At 60.8% G+C, this 18,996-nt stretch carries 15 protein-coding genes; 10 read left to right on the forward strand and 5 right to left on the reverse strand.

Annotation, left to right across the window (positions count from 1 at the left end):
- Nucleotides 1-3: 3 nt before the first annotated feature.
- Nucleotides 4-1,338 (reverse strand): S8 family serine peptidase, encoded by a 1,335-nt coding sequence (locus tag ACESMW_RS04830; protein ID WP_372985925.1) that lies wholly within the window; start codon nt 1,336-1,338, stop codon nt 4-6.
- Between the two features lie 127 nt (nt 1,339-1,465).
- Between ACESMW_RS04830 and ACESMW_RS04835 the strand changes: the two genes are divergently transcribed.
- The 7 genes from ACESMW_RS04835 to ahpC all read left to right on the forward strand — a co-directional run bounded on the left by ACESMW_RS04835 (nt 1,466) and on the right by ahpC (nt 8,817).
- The gene (locus ACESMW_RS04835; protein ID WP_372985926.1) at nt 1,466-1,957 is read left to right on the forward strand and encodes an RNA polymerase sigma factor; all 492 of its coding nucleotides are present in this window, start codon (nt 1,466-1,468) and stop codon (nt 1,955-1,957) included.
- Nucleotides 1,954-2,679: a hypothetical protein gene (locus ACESMW_RS04840; protein WP_372985927.1), complete on the forward strand. Its 726-nt coding sequence runs from the start codon at nt 1,954-1,956 to the stop codon at nt 2,677-2,679. Before ACESMW_RS04835 ends, ACESMW_RS04840 begins: the two co-directional genes overlap by 4 nt.
- A 144-nt stretch (nt 2,680-2,823) precedes the next feature.
- Entirely contained in the window at nt 2,824-3,432 is a 609-nt protein-coding gene (gene betI, locus ACESMW_RS04845) for a transcriptional regulator BetI (RefSeq protein ID WP_372985928.1), read from the forward strand.
- A gap of 14 nt (nt 3,433-3,446) precedes the next feature.
- Nucleotides 3,447-4,916, forward strand: coding sequence for a betaine-aldehyde dehydrogenase (gene betB, locus ACESMW_RS04850; protein WP_372985929.1), 1,470 nt, complete (start codon nt 3,447-3,449; stop codon nt 4,914-4,916).
- A gap of 27 nt (nt 4,917-4,943) precedes the next feature.
- Nucleotides 4,944-6,629, forward strand: a complete 1,686-nt coding sequence (gene betA, locus ACESMW_RS04855) for a choline dehydrogenase (protein ID WP_372985930.1) — start codon at nt 4,944-4,946, stop codon at nt 6,627-6,629.
- Between the two features lie 213 nt (nt 6,630-6,842).
- Nucleotides 6,843-8,060 (forward strand): BCCT family transporter, encoded by a 1,218-nt coding sequence (locus ACESMW_RS04860; RefSeq protein ID WP_372985931.1) that lies wholly within the window; start codon nt 6,843-6,845, stop codon nt 8,058-8,060.
- A 193-nt stretch (nt 8,061-8,253) separates the two neighbouring features.
- The gene (gene ahpC, locus ACESMW_RS04865; RefSeq protein WP_217647726.1) at nt 8,254-8,817 is read left to right on the forward strand and encodes an alkyl hydroperoxide reductase subunit C; all 564 of its coding nucleotides are present in this window, start codon (nt 8,254-8,256) and stop codon (nt 8,815-8,817) included.
- 50 nt (nt 8,818-8,867) lie between these two features.
- Here the strand turns inward: ahpC and ACESMW_RS04870 are convergent, their stop codons facing one another.
- Nucleotides 8,868-11,687 carry a cation-translocating P-type ATPase gene (locus tag ACESMW_RS04870; RefSeq protein ID WP_372985932.1) on the reverse strand — a complete coding sequence of 940 codons (2,820 nt, stop codon included), beginning with the start codon at nt 11,685-11,687 and terminating at the stop codon, nt 8,868-8,870.
- Nucleotides 11,688-11,793: 106 nt separating this feature from the next.
- Entirely contained in the window at nt 11,794-12,525 is a 732-nt protein-coding gene (locus tag ACESMW_RS04875) for a DUF3581 domain-containing protein (protein ID WP_372985933.1), read from the reverse strand.
- A 141-nt stretch (nt 12,526-12,666) separates the two neighbouring features.
- Between ACESMW_RS04875 and ACESMW_RS04880 the strand changes: the two genes are divergently transcribed.
- Complete coding sequence (locus ACESMW_RS04880) at nt 12,667-14,568, forward strand: ATP-binding protein (RefSeq protein ID WP_372985934.1); 1,902 nt, start codon at nt 12,667-12,669, stop codon at nt 14,566-14,568.
- A 183-nt stretch (nt 14,569-14,751) separates the two neighbouring features.
- A complete protein-coding gene (ahpF, locus tag ACESMW_RS04885) occupies nt 14,752-16,320 on the forward strand; it encodes an alkyl hydroperoxide reductase subunit F (protein WP_372985935.1) in 1,569 nt (522 codons plus the stop codon).
- 166 nt (nt 16,321-16,486) lie between these two features.
- Here ahpF and ACESMW_RS04890 read toward each other — a convergent pair whose 3' ends face one another.
- Together ACESMW_RS04890 and ACESMW_RS04895 are read right to left on the reverse strand one after the other, a co-directional pair.
- A complete protein-coding gene (locus ACESMW_RS04890; RefSeq protein WP_372985936.1) occupies nt 16,487-17,155 on the reverse strand; it encodes a transglutaminase-like domain-containing protein in 669 nt (222 codons plus the stop codon).
- 97 nt (nt 17,156-17,252) lie between these two features.
- Nucleotides 17,253-18,284: a histone deacetylase family protein gene (locus ACESMW_RS04895; protein WP_372985937.1), complete on the reverse strand. Its 1,032-nt coding sequence runs from the start codon at nt 18,282-18,284 to the stop codon at nt 17,253-17,255.
- A gap of 144 nt (nt 18,285-18,428) precedes the next feature.
- On the opposite strand from ACESMW_RS04895, the gene ACESMW_RS04900 reads away from it, so the two are divergent.
- Nucleotides 18,429-18,977: a YgjV family protein gene (locus ACESMW_RS04900; RefSeq protein ID WP_372985938.1), complete on the forward strand. Its 549-nt coding sequence runs from the start codon at nt 18,429-18,431 to the stop codon at nt 18,975-18,977.
- Nucleotides 18,978-18,996 lie beyond the last annotated feature (19 nt).

Below are 18,996 nucleotides of genomic sequence, written 5' to 3' on the forward strand. Positions count from 1 at the left end.
CGGTCAGTAGTCGAGAAAGCCGTGGCCAAAGGCCGGGTCACGGCCACGTTCACCCAGATCCCGGGCCTCGCCGATCAGGGCCTGTATGGCATCCTCTTTCCCGAGGCTGGTCAGACGGCAGGCGAGGGCGGCGGTAACCACGGGCGCAGCCAGAGAGGTGCCGCTGTCTGAGGTCATCCCGCCATCCGGAGCAGCGACCGGAACCAATACGCCCCGGGCCGCAAACATCACCTGCTTGCCACGATTGGCCCACCGATAGAGCTCATGCGAATCGTCCACCGCGGTAACACCGACGACCCCGGGGTAAGCTGCCGGATACAGCGGTGGCGCCGCCGGGCCCTGATTACCCACAGCCGCCACCAGCACAATGTCGCGATCCAGAAGGTTGCGGATAACGGTTGCCAGCACCCGGTTATCCGGCCCCGTCAGGCTGATGTTCAGAGCGGAAATATCCTGTTCCGACAGCCAGTTCAGGCCCTGCAGAAGATGTCCCAGGGTGGCACCGGACAGGTTCCGGTTCCGGTCAAAAAACACCGATGCGTTGAACAGCGTGGCCCCGGGCAGGCGGGCGGGCGAGTCACCGCTGAGGTCGCCCACCATCAGGCTCGCGACGGCGGTTCCGTGGGCGCGTGGTTGCGAAAGCTGGCTTTTCACACCGTCGACGTCCAGGAAACGGGACTGCACCACGCGGGCCTGACGGAACGCGGGATGCCCGGAGGCAATCGAGGTATCCACCATTCCGACCCGGACCGGGACTGAACACAGACTCTGCCACTGGGGCGACCGCGCCTGCGGCTCCGGCGGTGGCCCGTCAGCCTGGGGACTGTAGATGTGGTTCCGGTCCAGCCGGTCCGCAAGCTTTGGCAGAATTGATCGCAGAGCCTCCCGGGAGTCCAGCTCCGGCGATACCCGGAAGCGGACAAGGTTCAGGCCCAGTCCCCCCAGGTCCTGACGCTTGAGCAGCGTAATGCCGGGTTGATCGAGTCGGGCGATTTCCTCGTCCGTGCCGGTGAACAGCCACTGGCGTTCCACCGCACGCCCGCCATCTTCGACGGCAACCTCGGTAAACGCCACCTCGCCCTGTTCCGTCAGGACAGGAAGCTCCGGGGGCAGGTTTTCAAGGGGGTTACGGAGGGTTTTAGTCGCGGTTTCCACCCGGTCCCCGACCTGCCGGGCCATCCTGCGTTCCACGAGCCGTTCTGCGCTCTGTTCCACCTGCCGGGTTACAGGCCCGGCCGCACCCTCCAGCACGCTGCCGGTACCCAGCGCCAGGACCGGGGTAGCAAGAGAGGCCAGGGCAAGTGCGGGGAGCCAATGGATCTTTCGGGAGTGCTTCATCGTGTCTGTCCGGATTCGGAAGTGTTTCATTCGATATAACGACCGGGTCGGGAAAAAATTCCTTTCTCTATGGAATAAAACGGTTTCTGGCTCGTTGTACTGGTAACACGTATCAGCAAAGAGCGCTATGCGACAGGAAATCACTGAACTTGTGCCCAGGCTCAGACGCTTTGCCTACTCGCTCACCGGCTCCATGCCCGATGCCGACGACCTGCTCCAGAACACGGTGGAACGGTTGCTGGCCCGGGACATGCCCGAGGACGCGGACCTGACCAGGTGGGCGTTCCGGGTTTGCCGGAATGTCTGGATAGACGAATGCCGGGCCCGAAAGGTTCGCCGGGAGGCGGCGGAGCAGCCGGAGCTGACCGACGGTCAGGTTGTCGATGGTGAGCGTCAGACCACCCGGAAAATCGAATGGAACCGGGTGTATGCGGCCATGGCCCGGCTGCCGGAAGATCAGCGCCAGATCATTTCCCTGGTGGCGATCCAGGGCCTGTCTTACCAGGCCGTGGCCGAGATCCTGTCGGTACCCAAGGGTACGGTGATGAGTCGGCTCGCCCGGGCAAGATCGGCATTGAGCGCTGCACTGGCACCCGCAAGCATGAGGACCGAATCATGAAGATTACCGACGAGACCCTGTCTGCCTTCCTGGACCATGAACTGCCCGAGTCAGAAATGCAGGCGATGCGTGACGAGCTGGCCGCCGATCCGGCGCTGGCCGAAAGGCTGGCGGAGCTGGCGTCGGTGGATGCCGAACTGCAGGCCCACTATGGCGCGATCGATGACCAGCCGATGCCCGAGGCGGTCACCCGGCTGCTGGCCGATGCGCCGTCCGGAGCTGTCGGCGGCGAGCCGGACAACGTCATTGCCTTTCCCTGGTGGCGCCGGGTGCGGGAGCATACCGGCAAAGCTGTCGCCGCAGCCGTGATTGCCGGGTTTGCTCTCGCTCAGTGGCTGGCCGTGCCAGGCCCCGGCGAAGAGGCCGGCTGGGCGGAGGTGGCTCAGGCCCTGGAGACGCGCCCGAGCGGTGAGCCCCATGTCATTGACGATACCACCGTGACGCCGAGGCTGACCTTCCGGAACCAGGACGGAGACTGGTGCCGGCAGTACCTGGTGCAGAAGGCTGACCATGCCTCCGAACAGATCGCCTGCCGCACCGGTGCCGGCGACTGGCAACAGGTGGCGAAAGTCGATGTGGAGGTGAGCGCCTCAGCGGAGACCTATCAGACCGCGACTGGAGGTCGTGTCCTGGATGAGACGCTGGATCGACTCATGGAAGGGCCGCCCATTGGCCCTGATGCGGAAAGAACCCTGATCGAGAAACAATGGAGCGGCCAATAACGGCCGCTCTTTTTTTGAGCAAATTTGAAATTCCTGTCACGTTTCTGTAGCCTTTATTTTAATTGAACGTTCAATTAATAAAAAACAGGCAGAAATCAGAGCCTGTTTTCGACACGGAAATCATCGGGAACACGCGGAATCGCCATGCCAAAAGTTGGAATGAAAGATACCCGCAAGCAGCAGCTCATCGACGCCACCATGGAGTCCATCGCCGAGCTGGGCATGCAGAACACCACCATCGTCAGCATCAGCAAGCGGGCGGGGATGTCCTCGGGGATCATCAGTCATTACTTCGGGGGCAAGCAGGGCCTGATCGAGGCGGCCTTGCGTTACCTGCTCGAGCAGCTGGGCAAGGAACTGCGTGAGCGCATGGCGAAAACCGATGGCTCGCCGGAGCAGCGGCTTGATTGCATCGTGGAAGCCAACTTTTCCGAATTCCAGCGCTCGGCCCTGGCGGCCAAGACCTGGCTGAGCTTCTGGTCCCGCTCCATGCATGAGCCGGGGCTCAAGCGCCTGCAGCAGATCAACAACGCCCGACTGTACAGCAACCTGCGCTATTCCTTCGCCCAGGTGTTGCCAACGGGCCAGGCCACCGAGGCCGCCCGGCAGACCGCGGCAATGATCGATGGTTTCTGGCTGCGAAGTGCCCTGAGCCTGGACCCGATGGAAAGCTTCGAGGCGGGCGAGCGGCTCACCAAACAGTTTATTCACGACACCCTGGCCAAGGCCGGGGCAACGAATTCAGCGAATTGAGGTTACCGGTCACTATGTCCAACAACGTCCCTGTGGTTCAGAACTTTGTGCATGGCCGCTTTCTGGCCAACACCAGCGGTGAGACCTTCCCGGTAGTGAATCCGGCCACCGGCCAGGTCATCTACGAAGTGGAAGTGGCGGATGAGTCCGTTCAGCAGGCGGCCATGGAAAGTGCCCGGGCCGGTTTTGCCCAGTGGTCCGCCATGCCGGCCATCGAGCGCAGCCGCATCCTTTTGAAAGCGGTGGCCTTGCTGCGCGAGCGCAATGACGAGCTGGCGGCCGCGGAAGTGCGGGATACCGGCAAGCCCTGGCAGGAAGCGGAGGCCGTGGATGTGGTCACCGGCGCCGACGCCATCGAATTCTTCGCCGGCCTGGCGCCCTCGATCGAGGGCAACCAGCAGGACCTGGGTGGCGATTTCTACTACACCCGCCGCGAGCCGCTGGGTATCTGCGCCGGCATCGGTGCCTGGAACTACCCGATCCAGATTGCCTGTTGGAAGTCGGCTCCGGCCCTGGCCTGCGGCAACGCCATGATCTTCAAACCCTCCGAGGAAACCCCGATGGGCGCCGTGAAGCTGGCGGAAATCTTTGTGGAGGCTGGTGTGCCGGCTGGCGTTTTCAACGTGGTCCAGGGTGCGGCGGAAGTCGGCCAGTGGCTGACCCACCACCCGGACATCGCCAAGGTGTCGTTCACCGGCGAAGTTGCCACCGGCAAAAAGGTAATGTCAGCGGCATCTTCCACTCTGAAGGACGTCACCATGGAGCTCGGCGGCAAGTCCCCACTGATTGTCTTTGACGACGCCGACCTGGAGAACGCCATCTCCGCCGCCATGGTGGGCAACTTCTACACCCAGGGCGAGATCTGCACCAACGGTACCCGGGTGTTCGTGCACGAGGACATCTACCCGCGGTTCATGGAGCGCCTGCTGGAGCGGACCCGCAAGAACATCAGGCCGGGCGATCCGATGGACCCGGATACCAACTTCGGGGCCCTGATCTCGGAAAAGCACCGGGATCTGGTGCTGGATTACATCGCCAAGGGCCTCGCCGAAGGCGCGACCCTGAGCCATGGTGGCCGGGCCTTCGAGCCGGAAGATTCCAAAGGTGGCTATTTCGTGGAGCCCACCATCTTCACCGACTGCACCGACGACATGACCATCGTGAAAGAAGAGATCTTCGGACCGGTGATGTCGGTGCTGACCTTCTCCGACGAGGACGAGGTGATTGCCCGTGCCAACAACACCGAGACCGGCCTGGCAGCCGGTGTGTTCACCAACGACATCCGTCGGGCGCACCGGGTCATCCACCAGATCCAGGCGGGTATCTGCTGGATCAACAGCTACGGTGAATCCCCGGCGGAAATGCCGGTGGGCGGCTACAAGCTCTCGGGCATCGGCCGGGAAAACGGGCGCGAAACCATTGCTCACTACACCCAGATCAAGTCGGTGTATGTCGGCATGAAAGACCTCGACGCGCCGTTCTAAGCCAGTTAACCGACCGGGAGACACCGAATGAAAGAAAACCGCTACGACTACATCATTGTCGGTGCCGGTTCCGCCGGTTGCGTGCTCGCGAACCGTCTCACCGAGGATGGCCAGAACAAGGTGCTGCTGCTGGAAACCGGCGGCAGTGACAAGAGCATCTTTATCCAGATGCCCACGGCCCTGTCCATTCCCATGAATACCAAAAAGTTTGCCTGGCAATTCGAGACCGAGCCGGAGCCTTACCTGGACAACCGCCGCATGCACTGCCCCCGGGGCAAGGTCCTGGGCGGTTCGTCGTCCATCAACGGCATGGTCTATGTCCGTGGTCATGCCCGGGATTTTGACGAGTGGGAATCTGAAGGCGCCACCGGCTGGCAGTACGCCAATGTCCTGCCCTATTTCAGGAAGGCGGAAACCTGGGCCTTTGGTGGCAATGAGTACCGGGGCGATTCCGGGCCGCTGGGCGTGAACAACGGCAACAACATGCAGAACCCCTTGTACAAGGCCTTTATCAAGGCGGGTTCCGATGCCGGTTATCTCGAAACTGCCGACTACAATGGCGCCCAGCAGGAAGGCTTTGGTGCCATGCACATGACGGTCAAGAATGGTCGTCGCTGGTCCACTGCCAACGCCTACCTGCGACCGGCCATGGAGCGGGACAACCTGACTGTGGTCACCCATGCCCTGGTGCACAAGGTATTGCTGGACGGCAAAACCGCCACCGGCGTGCGTTACGAGCAGGGTGGCAAGGTCCACGAGGTGCAGGCCAGCCGTGAAGTGATTCTCTCCGCCGGCTCCATTGGTTCTCCGCACCTGTTGCAGCTGTCCGGTATCGGCAAGCGCGAGGTGCTGGAGCAGGCCGGTATCGAGGTGCAACATGAACTGCCCGGCGTGGGCGAGAATCTGCAGGACCACCTGGAGTTCTACTTCCAGTTCCGCTGCAACCAGCCGGTGTCCCTGAACCGCAAGCTGGACTGGTGGAACAAGCTCAAGATCGGGGTGCGCTGGATCCTGCGCAAGGACGGTCTCGGTGCCACCAACCACTTTGAGTCCTGTGGCTTCATCCGCTCCAAGGCCGGTGTCGAGTGGCCGGACCTGCAATACCACTTCCTGCCGGCGGCCATGCGCTATGACGGCAAGGAAGCGTTCGATGGCGATGGCTTTCAGCTGCACATCGGTCATAACAAGCCGAAGAGCCGCGGCTTTGTGCACGTGCAGTCCGCCGATCCGAAGCAGGCACCGCGCATCCGCTTCAACTACCTGGAGCACGAAGCCGATCGCGAAGGCTTCCGGGATTGCGTGCGGCTGACCCGCGAAATCATCAACCAGCCGGCCATGGACGACTACCGCGGGGCGGAAATTCAGCCCGGTGCCGAGGTTCAGAGCGATGAGGAAATCGATGCATTCGTTCGCCAGGCCGTAGAAAGCGCCTACCACCCGTCCTGTACCTGCAAGATGGGCACTGACGAGCTGGCAGTCGTGGAACCGGACACCCGGGTACGCGGCATCAAGAACCTGCGGGTGGTGGACTCGTCCATCTTCCCGACCATACCCAACGGCAACCTGAACGCGCCCACCATCATGGTGGCCGAGCGGGCAGCCGACCTGATCCGGGGCAAGGACCCCCTGCAATCTTCTGACGCGCCTGTGGTGATGGACGACCAGTGGCAGGCACGGCAGAGACCGGGACAGGCAAAGCGCGCGCTGGCATAGCGCGTCGTCATCCCGCCCGGGCGTGCAACGCGCCCGGGGTTTTGCAAGCCCTCAGGATTTCCCTATCAGCGCGACGGCATCCCGCCGTTTCCGGGCGCCGGATAGGCAAGTCCTGGGTTTGTGTCCGATTCGAAAGAAGCAGCGCTTACAAAGTAGAGGAGGAACACCCATGCTGTTCACTATAATGATGACCAACAACCGGAGGTGCAGCCCATGACACTCTGGTTATCCACAGGCCTGATTTTTACCTTCGCCGCCATTGCCCTGATTCTGTACAAATGGTGGGACATGCAGTGCATCGGCGTAACGCCGGTCCGCACCTTTACGTTCATTGCCATACTGTTCACCTCCGGTCTGGACGTGGGGCTGATCATGTTCCCTCTGACCGAGTTTGGCGGCTATGGCAACGTTGGAGAAAATCCGGAATACGGCTTCGCCAACCCGCTGGCCATCGAGTTCGGCTTCTGGGCGTTCCTGATCTGGGGTTTCTATTTCCTGACCTGTTTCTACTTCGCGATCATCGAGCCTCGGGTAAAGTTCTTCGAGATCCCGCTGGTGAAGCTGGTTAACAACGTGGTGATCATCGGCACCTGTGCGTTCACCGCCTACCTGCTGCTGGTGAACCTGCCCTGGTACCTGCCGCAACTGGGTGACGGCGAATCCGTGGTGCCCGCGTTCTACGTGATCGTGTTCCTGTCGATCGCGCTGGCGGTGTATTCCAGCTCCAAGGTCAAGTACATCCGCATTCTGAGCATCGGCTCCAGTGTGCTGTTCATTGCCCTCATTGTCGGCATGTGGTTCCGGGCCTTCGTACTGGGCAAGGGCTCGCCGGCGGATTTCTTCGGTACTGCCAGCATGCTGGGCGAGTACTTCGGCAACATTCACCAGTTTGTGCTGCCGATTAACGACTACCACGCCTTCTACCTGTTCTGGTGGTTCGCCTGGAGCATCATGATCGGCCAGTTCACCGCCCGTTTTGTCAGTGGTATCCGGACCTGGCAGTTGCTCATCGCCATGCTGGTGGTGCCGTCCATCGCCATCGGCGTGTGGTTCAGCGTGCTCTATTACTACCACGCCGAGGGCCTGCAGATAGCTGCCTTCACCAACATCGCCATGATCTCGGTGGGTGTGCTGATGGTGGTGAATTCCCTGGATTCGCTGATCCGGCTGTACACCGACAACCTGAACCTGACGGCACAGCGCCTGGGCCGGGTCAACTACGTGATCTTCAACCTGGTGGCCATGGTCGGCCTGACCATGCTGTTCCAGCTGGATTTCCTGCGTATCCAGTGGGTTGGGGCGCTGGTGATTGCCCTGTATTTCGCCTGCTTTGCCTACATTCTGGCGAAGAAACGGAGCGAGGTGGCTGCCATCAAATCGTCACCGAAGGAAAATATTCTGGATTTCCAAAAGATTGAACTTGCGGGATAAGACCCCATATCAACAACCGCAGTTACTTCCCGGGATGGAAATAGCTGCGGGTTGTTGGCCCCGGCATCGTTCGGATAGGCTGAGCCTATCCCTTGATTGGAAATTATCAATTTAACCGAAGCCGGAAAAATCCGTATCTTTGCGTCCCGTAAATTCTTCAACCCTAAAATGCACCAAACAGGAGTTATCTTTAATGGGCATCATTAACAGCGAGATCAAGCCGTTCAACGCCACCGCTTTCAAGAACGGTGAGTTTGTTGAGATCAGCGAAGCAGACGTAAAAGGTAAGTGGGCTGTCTTTTTCTTCTACCCGGCCGACTTCACTTTCGTATGCCCGACCGAGCTGGGCGACGTTGCTGACAAGTACGAAGAGCTGCAGAAGCTGGGCGTAGAGGTGTTCTCCGTGTCCACCGACACCCACTTCACCCACAAGGCGTGGCACGATACTTCCGAGACCATCGGCAAGATCCAGTACTACATGGTTGGCGACCAGACCGGCACCATCACCAACAACTTCGGTGTTATGCGTGAAGGCCAGGGCCTGGCCGACCGTGCTACTTTCGTAATCGATCCGGACGGCATCATCCAGGCCGTTGAGATTACTGCCGAAGGCATCGGCCGTGACGCCGACGATCTGCTGCGCAAGATCAAGGCCGCCCAGTACGTTCGCAAGAACCCGGGCGAAGTTTGCCCGGCCAAGTGGAAAGAAGGCGAAGAGACCCTGGCTCCGTCCCTGGACCTGGTCGGCAAGATCTAAGTTTCCCGTTACGGTGAAACTGAATGGATACGAGGTCTGCTGAGCGGACTTCAGATTCCCGAAGAACCCCGGTCAATCCGGGGTTCTTTGCGTTTGGGGGACAGCAATTTGCTCAGCTCACGCAGCCACAGCACGGAGCTGGCCACTGCGGCGCAGAACAGCCAGTCCCCGAAGGTGAGGCTCACGGTGGAGAACGCCTTCTGCAAGAACGGCAGGTAAACCACCGCCAGTTGCAGTGCCAGCGACAGGGCAATGGCTGCCCAGATCCAGAGATTGGAGAACAGGTTTCTGAAGGCACTGTGTTGGTCTGAACGGGAGGTAAACACGGTAAACATCGAGAACAGCACCAGGGTGGTGAAGGCCATGGTCTGGCCGTAGGCCAGGCTCCCGCTGTTGTCGATGAAGCCGCCCGGCATGGAGGCGTCAAGGACGAACAGGGTGCCGGCGGCGGTTATGGTGCCTACCATTACGATACCGGCCCACATCCGGCGGGTAATCACACCTTCTCCCCGGGATCTGGGCGGTTGGTTCATGGAGTCTTCGTCACCGGGATCGAGCCCCAGCGCCAGTGCCGGTGCACCGTCACTGACCATGTTGATCCAGAGAATCTGGGTGGCCAGCAGGGGAAGTGCCAGACCATCACTGCTGGCCGCAAGCCCGATCACCTCCGCCAGAAGCACCCCGAAGAACATGGTCATCACCTCGCCGATGTTCGAGGACAGCAGGTAACGCAGGAACTTGCGAATATTGGCGAAAATGCCCCGGCCTTCCTCCACAGCCGCCACGATGGAGGCGAAGTTGTCATCAGCCAGGATAATGTCCGAAGCCTTGCGTGAGACGTCGGTGCCGGTAATGCCCATGGCTACGCCGATGTCGGCCGTGCGCAGGGCCGGGGCGTCGTTCACGCCATCGCCGGTCATGGCTACGATGTCTCCTTCTTTCTGCAGCGCCTTCACGATTCGCAGCTTGTGTTCCGGATTTACCCGGGCATAGACGGAAACCTTCTGCACGGTCCTTTGCAGCAAGTCGTCCGGCATCTTGTCGATTTCCGCCCCGGTCACGGCCCGGCCGCCACTGCCGATACCCAGCTCCGCGCCGATGACCGCTGCTGTCACGGGATGGTCACCGGTGATCATCACTGGCCGGATGCCTGCGGCCAGTGCCTGGGCGACGGCCTCCCTGGCTTCCTCCCGGGGCGGGTCGATCATGCCAATGAGTCCGACGAAGATCAGGTCTCGCTCAACGTCTTCGTCGACCTCGTCGGGTTCGAAGCCATCGGCTGGAAGCAATCTGGCGGCGACGCCGAGAGTCCGCAGGGCCTCGCCAGCCAACTGCTCATTCGCGATCAGGATCTCCTTCCGGCGTTCGGGAGTCAGGGGGCGGGTAGTGTTGCCCACCCGTTCGCGATTGCACCGGCCCAGCAGCACATCCGGGGCGCCCTTGGTGAATACCTGAATGTGTTCCCGTTGTTGACTGTCGGTGTGGAGGGTGGACATCAGTTTACGTTCGGAGGAGAACGGCACTTCGCCGACCCGTGGGTAACGGGCATCCAGAGTCTCGTCGGCAAGCCCTGCTTTGCGGGCGGCAACGACCAGGGCGCCTTCGGTGGGATCGCCCTGGATGGTCCATTGGTCACCTTCCTGCTGGAGCACAGCGTTGGTGGCGCGATCACCGACAGTCAGAGCCCGTTCGAGTTCCAGTCGCAGATCTCCGGACAGTGGTCCCGCGGCCTCAGCGCCCTCGCTCCACGCAGTCACCTCCCCCTCCGGCTCGTAACCGGTACCCCCGAGGGTAATCCGGCCGCTGGCGGTCACCACCGCGCGCACGGTCATCTCGTTGCGGGTCAGGGTGCCAGTCTTGTCCGAGGCGATCACGTTGGCCGAGCCGAGGGTCTCCACGGCGGCCAGGTGCCGGACGATGGCATTGCGGCGGGCCATGCGCTGTACGCCAAGGGCCAGGACCGCGGTGACCACTGCAGGCAGGCCCTCGGGCACGGCGGCCACGGCCAGGGCGACACCTAGAATGAGTACATCGAAAACTGCGGAAAATTCGGTGACGTGTTCCACCAGGATGATGGTTGCGATCATCACCACCGCAATGGCGATGACCACCAGGCCCAGCAGCCTGCCGACCCGGGCCAGGTCCTGCTGGAGCGGGGTGGTTTCCGGTGGTGCCGCCTCCAGCATGCCGGCAATCTGGCCCATCTGGGTTTGCATTCCGGTGGCGGTCACCACCGCCTTGCCCCGGCCGTAGGTTACGGTGGTGCCGCTGAACACCATGTTCTGGCGGTCACCGACGGGAGCCTCACCAATAATGGTTTCGGGTTCCTTGGCCTCGGGCAGGCTCTCGCCGGTGAGCGCGGCCTCTGAGGTCTGCAGGGCCACCGACTGGATCAGCCGGCCGTCGGCGGGGATGGTGTCACCTTCCTCCATCAGCAATATGTCGCCGGCAACCACATCACTGGCAGGAATACTGCGTTGCTCACCACTGCGAATGACCCGGGCCCGAGCCGCGGACATCTGCTGAAGTGCCGCGACCGATTGTTCGGCCCGTGCCTGCTGGATAAAACCCATCGCGGCGTTGAGCACAACGATGGCGAGGATGGCAATGGCTTCGTATGGCAGTTCCGAATCACGCTCGAACAACCACAAGCCGAGAGAGACCGCTGCAGCGATCAGCAGCAGGATAACCAAAGGATCGTTGAATTGAGTCAGCAGCTTACGCCAGGCCGGAACCGGTCTGGCGCTGACCAGTTCGTTCGGGCCGTCCCGCTCCAGCCGAGCCCTGGCCTCGTCGTCGCTCAGGCCCTGGGGTTCGTCACTGCCCAATGCCTCGATGACAGAGCTGGGAGAGAGCCGATAGGCTGCCATCGGTTCTCCCGGTATTCGTTCTCCGGCCATGGGTGATCGTCCTTGTGGGCGTGAGGGTCACAAGGAACAGTGTAGACGCTGGATATGACCGGAGAGGTGATCCCTGTCAGGAGCCGGCGATCTCGCTGCCGTAATCGGCGCCGCGGGCCTTGAGCCGGTAGAATTCCTCGATTACTTCCGCCATGGCCTCCGGGCAGTAGGGACGCAGTCCACTCAGGACCAGGCGCTTGGTTACATCGCCTACGGGTTTGCCATCGGCCTTCAACAGGTACTCCAGGGTCACATTGCCCCGTTTGCCGGCAGCTTCGAGTTCGGCGTTGCTCAGCTCCAGTTCCGGGGAGGAGGCATCCACCGTGTCCAGGGCCAGGCTCATGCTCTCATACATCACCATGGGACGGTCCGGATTGAACATGACACCGTTCGATTCCATCAGCGGTTTCAGGGTGTGCGGGAAGTTCTTGCCCGAGGCCGCCACGTAGCAAAGGGTGAAGTCCTCGATGAACTGCTCATCCCGGGTAATCTCGCCGCTGCGGATGACTTCAAGGTAAACCTTGCCGCCCTCGTCACAGACTTCGATGCAGTCATTGCCGTTTTCCCGGAACAGGAGCTCAACGCCATCACCGACCAGGGCGCGGAACCGGAACGTCATGTTCTGGGAAAGCCCGAAGCGGGACAGGACCACGGCAAACAGCAGATCTCCGGGCACACAGAAGCGCCGGGCATCGGGATCATGAATCGGGTTGAAGTCCCCGGCCACTTCCTTGGCGAACTGACTGGCCTGGAGCGCGGAAATGGTGACACGTCCGTCCTGGAGGGAGTGGAAACGTTCTAGAAACATGGTTCGCCTTTTACGGGTCGCGGGACTGACAATGGGAGATTAACTCTTCGTCCTCATATGATAGTTGAGCCGCATCAATAGCAAAATGCGCTATTTGTCCTACTGTGGACATAAAGCAGGGAAGTTACGGGGGAGCAGGCCATGGGTATCACGGCAATTCCGGTAGACCAGCGGGTGATCGATATCGATTCCCGCCGGTTTGCCTCGGTGGAAAAGGCACTCGTGGAGCTGATCACCAACAGCGATGACAGTTACTCGCGGCTGGAGCGTGCCGGCGTTGAGGTCACCGAAGGCATCACCATCCAGTACGAGCGCCACCAGAACGGCGCCATGCTGGTGGTTGCCGACCAGGCCGAGGGCATGACGTGGCAGCAGGCCCTGACCAGCCTGACTTACGGCGGTGCCCACAGTCCCCTGGCGAATGGTGACGCAACCGGGCGGGGCTTCTTTGGTCGTGGCCTCAAACAGGCTATCTACGGTCTTGGTTATGGCTGGCTGGAGACGCTGCACAATGGCCGCTATACCCGCATCGACCTGTTCCGTGGCGAAGACGGTGGCTACCTCTACGACGACGGCGAAGGTGATCGTGAGGCAAAGGATACCGATTATGAGCGCCTCGGCACCGATGCCAATGGCACCCGGGTGGCCATCGTAATAGACAATCCCCTGGTCCACATTTCCCAGTACCGTTCAGTTTTGCACTCGATCTCTCACAACATTTACCTGCGGGAGATCCTCGGCCGCCGGCGGGTGGAACTGGTGCACCGCCAGGCCGGCAAGGAAGTGGAACGGATGGGGCCGGTCCACTACCTGGAACCGGAATCCCGGGTGCTTCTGGGGCCACAACAAGCGTGCAGTTTTGTCTACGAGCAGGTGACCTATCCCTTTACCCTGACCCTGAAACGGGCGCTCAATGCCGAGCTGACCCTGCATGGTGATGAACGGACCAATGGACTGCTGGTGTTGTCCGGTAATGCGGTGCTCGATTGCCAGCTGTTCGAGTTCGAGAACCAGGTAGGGACGGAGTATCTGTTTGGCGAAGTGAACTGCCCCTCCCTGGCGGAAAAGCTGGGTCAGGGCCTGGCCATCATCAGCGATGAGCGGGATGGCCTGAACCTGAAGGATCCCTTTGTGGCAGCGTTCGGGCGGGCCGTCAGCAAGTATCTCCGCCCGGCGGTACAGGAAGAGCGGGAGCAGCTGCGCCACCTGGAGCATGCGACTGCGTCAGGCAGGACCGACCACATGATCGAGCATCTGCTGGAGCGCATGAACCGGGCCGCAATCCAGGATCTGCAGATCGCCTTGCCGCCGGCGGGCGATACTGATGCAGAATCGGCGCCGGAGCCTGAAGAACCTGCCCTGCGCTTTACCACCCCGTTCTATTTCCGGCAGGCCGGGCACCCGTTTCATGTCTCCTTGCTGGTGAACCCGGCCAGCTTTGCCCCGGATGACGTGTTGCATATCAGCTACCGTTTTCCGGATTCTGTTGAGTTGGATACCAAACCCACGGAGTTGCCGGTGTCCCAGCTGACCGATCGGAACCGCATTGAGTGGACCATCACCGGTGATTCCGTCGGCGACCGGGGGGAGATTACCGTTCGCAGCCAGCACTACTGGGCATGGTGCGAGGTGGTGATTGCGGATCATGGCGCCCATCATCGGCACCATCGGCCCAAGCATCATCCCAGGCACAATCACCGGGCCGCATCTCGTGACCACGGGGAGGCGATGTTCATCGGTTACGATTTCCGCGCCCTGCACAACGAACTGGAGCGGGCGGTATACAGCCCGAAGGAACGCAAGATCCTGATCAATACCGAGGCACCGACCGTGCAGCTTTACGTGGACGGCCGCGGACGCTTCCGGGATTCCGCCCGCCTGTTACTGGCGGAGCTGTTCATGGACGTGATTTCTGATGAGCTGGCCCGCCACCAGCTGGCACGGTCGAAGGAGTCGGAAAGCTTGGCAGCATTCCATGCCGCCAAGATGGACATCATCCGCCGCTACGGCAGCGACATTCACCGTTCTTTCATCAACGCCTGACAGTCTGCCAGGGAGTGGCTGACTATTGCTGCATTCCGCTTTATAGGGTTGCCCTATCAATCACTTTGGGGCAATTAATTTGAGGCTTAGGCTTCGAATCCTTATCTTACCTGCATCTTCAATTATCGATTCATTTTGAATTCAGACACTTAGCTTTACGACATATCAAGGGGAAAAACCTACATGTTGGATGCCAATATCAAGCAACAGCTCCAGGCCTACATGGAAAAACTGCAGCAGCCGATCGAGCTGGTGGCGGCCTACGACGACAGCAAGAAGTCCCAGGAGCTGAAAGAGTTGCTGGAAGACATCGAGCCGATGTCCTCGAAAATCAGTCTGCGTATTGAGGAAGATCCGGATGTGCGTCGCCCGTCCTTTGCGATCAACCGGGTGGGTAGCGACATTGGTGTCCGTTTTGCCGGCATCCCCATGGGTCATGAGTTCACCTCACTGGTGCTGGCCCTGCTGCAGGTAGGTGGTCACCCTTCCAAGGAATCCCGGGAACTGATCGAGCAGATCAAGGATTTGGAAGGGAGTTTCGAGTTTGAAACCTATTTCTCCCTGTCCTGCCAGAACTGCCCGGACGTGGTCCAGGCCCTCAACCTGATGGCTGTCTTGAATCCGAACATCAAGCACACCTCCATCGACGGTGCCCTGTTCCAGGACGAAGTGGAACAGCGTGAAGTGATGGCGGTGCCCAGCGTGTTCATGAACGGCGAATCCTGGGGCCAGGGCCGTATGACCCTGGAAGAGATCGTGGCGCGACTGGATACCAGTTCTGCAGAGAAGGAAGCCGAGAAGCTCAATCAGAAGGATCCGTTCGAAGTGCTGGTCATCGGTGGTGGCCCGGCCGGCTCTGCTGCCGCGATCTACGCCGCCCGTAAAGGTATCTCCACTGCCATCGCAGCCGAGCGTTTCGGTGGCCAGGTAGCTGATACCATGGGCATCGAGAACCTGATTTCCGTGCCTTACACCGAGGGCCCGAAGCTGGTTTCTGCCATGGAGCAGCACGTCAAGGAATACGACGTGGACATCATGAACATGCAGCGCGCCGAGAAGCTGATTCCGGCCGCCAGGACCGGTGGCCTGCACGAGGTGCGCCTGGCCAACGGCGCGACCCTGAAATCCCGTACCGTGGTGCTGTCCACCGGTGCCCGCTGGCGCCAGCTGGGTGTACCGGGAGAGGAAGAGTACCGCAACAAGGGTGTGGCCTACTGCCCGCACTGTGACGGCCCGCTGTTCAAGGGCAAGCGTGTGGCGGTCATCGGCGGTGGTAACTCCGGCGTGGAAGCGGCCATCGACCTGGCCGGTATCGTGGGTCACGTAACCCTGATCGAGTTCGGTGCCGAGATGCGTGCCGATGACGTGCTGCAAAAGAAGCTGCGCAGCCTGAAGAACGTGGAGATCATCACCTCCGGCCAGACCACCGAGATTACCGGTGAGAATGGCAAGGTGAATGGTTTGACCTACACCGACCGGAATACCGGCGAGTCACATCACGTGTCACTGGAAGGTGTGTTCGTTCAGATCGGCCTGGTGCCGAACACCGAGTGGCTCAAGGGCGACATCGAGCTGAGCCAGCACGGCGAGGTCATCGTCAACGACCGTAACGAGACCTCCATCCCGGGCGTCTTCGCGGCCGGCGATGCCACCACCGTGCCCTACAAGCAGATCGTGATTTCCATGGGTGAGGGGTCCAAGGCGGCACTGAGTGCCTTTGACTTCCTGATCCGGAATTCCGTCGAGGACTGAGGCCGGGGTGAAAATGGGGTCAGATGAACAAGTTCATCAGACCCCGATCAGCACCTAGCCCGTGGTCAGAAGAAAGCCTTCTTCTGACCCCTTTTTCATCCCCAAGTCCGCGCCCGAACCCCGGGGTCAGATGAACGCTTTCATCTGACCCCTCTTTCATCGCACCTCACCGCCCGGAAATATCCTTCTCCAGGCTTCCGTCTACCTCCACACTCCCCCCATCCTCCGGAAACAGATGCCCATACGCCGCCCGCACCCCATCCACAATGAACTGGTGCGGCACATCGTCAAACACCCCGTGATCGTTGATGTATTCCATGTGCGCCTGGCCATCCTCGGTGAATTCCTGGAACACCGAGTCATTCACACCATCAAACTCCAGCGGCTCCACCTTCATCAGCTCGCACAGCTGCCTGTTGAACGCCGGGGTTGCCTTTACCCACCGGCCATTCAGGTACAGCTCGATAAAGCCGTGCATGCGGAAAATGTCCGAGCGCAGCCATTCGATCAGTTTGGGGCTGGAGAGGTGGTTGCGCACATCCGCGAGGCCCAGGCGGCTGGGAATGCCGATGGCCCGGGCGGCGGCGCCGAGCAGGACGGCCTTGGGAATGCAGTAGGTCTCGCCGCTGGTCAGCGCGTAGCTGGCGGATAAAGTGGTGGGGTCAGTACGGAATACGTAGGGGTTGTAGTTGATGCTGTCCCGGACCGCCAGGTACAGCACCTTGATCTGCTCCACCGGGTCGTCGGAAGCACCCTCAAGCTGCCGGCTGATCCAGGCCTTGAGTTCGGGCTTGTTGTAATCGAAGAAGGTGGTGGGCTGAAGGTAGCGTTCCATAGGGACTCATCCAGAATTCGGGCATCAAAGCCCGATCCTCCCTGATTAGCAACCTACGGGCAATGGCCATTTCCACCAAAGCCATTGCCCGCTTTGCTCATTTCTTGCCTTCAAAGCCCTGCATGACATTGACCGCATTCACGCCGATGGCGTCCACGTCGTAACCGCCTTCCATGGTGAACACCGTGGGCAGACCCAATTGCTCCAGGCGCTTGCCGATCTTCAGGTAATCGCCGGAGGTGAGTTTGAAGAAGGAAATGGGATCCTCTTCGAAGGTATCCACGCCCAGTGCCACCACCAGGGCATCCGGCGCGAATGCCTGGATGCGCTCGCAGGCCTTCTCCAGACCCTGGCTCCAGATGTTGAAGGGAGTGTCAGGTGGGAAGACGATGTTCAGGTTGTAGCCTTCGCCATCACCCTCGCCGGTTTCATCCCCGAATCCCAGAAAGTGCGGAAACACCAGGTCCGGGTCGCCGTGCAGGCTGATGGTGAGGACATCGTTACGGTCGTAGAAAATCGCCTGGGTGCCGTTACCGTGGTGAAAATCCACGTCGAGCACCGCGACCTTGCCGTAGCCCTGGTCCCGGAAGGCCTGGGCGACAATGGCGGCGTTATTGAAGAAGCAGTAGCCTCCGAACACATCGGCATGGGCATGATGACCCGGCGGCCGGCACAGGGCGAAGGCGGCGCGCTCGCCGCCTGCGACCAGTTTCTGGGCGGTCAGGGCGACGTTGGCCGACGCCCGGGCCGCTTCCCAGGTGCCGTCTGAGATAGAGGTATCGGCGCCGAGACTGTAATAGCCGAGGCGGCCGTCGATGTCCTTCGGTAGCCGGGCGCGCATGCCCCGGCCAACCCAGAAAGTGGGGATGGCCTCGCCCGGCTTGCCGGCCGCCACCCACTCGTCCCAGCAGGTTTCCAGGAAGCTCACATAATCCGCCGTGTGCACCCGCCTGACCGGCTCAAGCCCGAACTCTTCCGGCTCCAGGATTTCCCCGAGCGCCTGATCCTTCACCCGCGCCAGGATGGTTTCGGCCCGGGAGGGCTTTTCGTGGGGCTCGATCAGCAGGCCGCCATCCAGTTCGGTTCTGACATGGCGACGGCTGTGCAGGGGTGAGAACACGGTTTTCATGGCGGCGGACATTCCTCGCTGAACGGATCGGATCACTTTGGCACACGGGGGATCGTGGCTCAAATGCGGCAATTGTGGCAGGCTGGTGCCCTTTTCAGGGAGAGGGGATTACCGCTATGACGCATTGTGTATTGCTGGAGAAACATGACTGAGCTGATTGCGGAGATGTCTCTCGCGGAAGGACTTGGGCAGCTTTGTGGCCTGATTGCCCTGGGATTCTGCATTGCCGGCTTCGCCAACAAGAACGACGACCGGCTGATGGTGCTGCTGATCTCAGCCAACGTCGCCTTCGCCCTGATGTTCGCTTTCTTCGAGAGCTGGACGGCGTCGGCACTTACGGTGCTGGTGATTGTCCGCATCACGCTCGCCCGAAAGTATCAGGGCAACTGGCAGATCATGGCGGTGATGCTGGCGGTGAATCTGGTGGTGGCCGGGGTTACCTGGAAATCCCTGACCGATGTCTTCCCGCTTACGGCGGCGGTACTCGGCACCGTGGGCATGTTCATGCTCCGGGGCATCGCGCTCAGAATCGTTCTGGGCCTGGCGGCTTTGGCCTGGATGCTTAACAACATTGTGATCGGCTCGGTGGGTGGCACCCTGGCCGAAGCCATGGTTCTGGTGACCAATATCATCACCATCATCCGCCTCTACCGGCTGCAGAAAAAGTATCCGGATTTCCGGCCAGGCGACTGACCGGGAGAGAACTGCCCAC

The organism is Marinobacter sp. (assembly GCF_041690455.1).
Taxonomy (GTDB): Bacteria; Pseudomonadota; Gammaproteobacteria; order Pseudomonadales; family Oleiphilaceae; genus Marinobacter.